Genomic DNA, 1,182 nt, shown 5'->3' with positions numbered 1-1,182 from the left:
CACCGTGTCGCTGACGGATGTGGCCGCCACGGCCGCGCTGCACCGCACCCACTTCGACACCCGCGCCGCCGTCCTCGCCGCATCAACCCACGAGGCCACGGCTGGACTCCGCGCCATCGCCGAGGGCCGGCCCCACGAGCAGGTCGTGACCGGCACGGCCCAGCCGCGCGGCAAGACCGTCTTCGTCTACCCCGGACAGGGCAGCCAGTGGATCGGCATGGGCCGCGACCTGCTCACCCAGTCACCCGTCTTCGCCGAGACGATCGACGCCTGCGACGCGGCCCTGAAGCCCTTCACCGGCTGGTCGGTACGCGAGGTCCTCACCGGTGACGGCGGCGAGCACCCGCCCCACGACCGGGTCGACGTCATCCAGCCCGCCCTCTTCGCCATGGGCGTGGCCCTCTCCGCCCTATGGCGCTCCCACGGCATCCACCCCGACGCCGTCATCGGCCACTCCCAGGGCGAAGTCGTCGCCGCCGTCACCGCCGGCGCCCTCACCCTGGACCAGGGCGCCCAGATCGTCGCCCAACGCTCCCAGGCAGTCCTGGCCTGCTCCGGCCAAGGCGGCATGGCCCTCATCGAACGCCCCCAAGCCGAAGTCGAACAGTTCATCGCCCCCTACGGCCAAACCCTCTCCATCGCCGCCATCAACACCTCAACCTCAACCGTCATCTCCGGCGAAGCCGGAGCACTGGACCAACTGGTGTCCGAGCTGCAAGAGCGCAACGTCTACGCCCGCAAGATCAACGTCGACTACGCCTCCCACCACGCCCACATGGACCCCCTCCTGCCCAACCTCGCCGCAGGCTTCACCAACATCACCCCCACCCAGACCAACACCGCCTTCTACTCCACCGTCACCGGACAACCCACCCCCGGCACCCAACTCGACGGACCGTACTGGTGCCGCAACCTGCGCGACACCGTCCGCTTCGACCAAGCCCTCACCCACCTCCTCACCGACCACCACACCACCTACATCGAAATCAGCGCCCACCCCGTACTGACGATGCCCCTCACCAACGCCGCCACCGAACACAACGGCATCGTCGTCGGCACCCTCACCCGCAACCACGGCACCCTGACACAACTCCTGCACAACCTCAGCCTCCTCCACGTCCAGGGCCACACCACCAACTGGACCAAGACCCTCCCCACCCCCACCAGCCAGATCACCCCCCT

1 protein-coding gene is annotated in these 1,182 nt (G+C 68.9%); it reads left to right on the top strand.

Annotated features, from left to right (window positions below; genetic code table 11):
• Positions 1 to 19 precede the first annotated feature (19 nt).
• The coding region (locus tag AWZ10_RS31285; protein ID WP_208618584.1) for an acyltransferase domain-containing protein at positions 20 to 1,182 on the top strand (1,163 nt) is incomplete at its 3' end.

It is taken from the genome of Streptomyces europaeiscabiei (genome assembly GCF_001550375.1).
GTDB classification, from domain to species: Bacteria; Actinomycetota; Actinomycetes; order Streptomycetales; family Streptomycetaceae; genus Streptomyces; species Streptomyces europaeiscabiei.
This window is presented reverse-complemented; position numbering and strand designations above follow the sequence as displayed.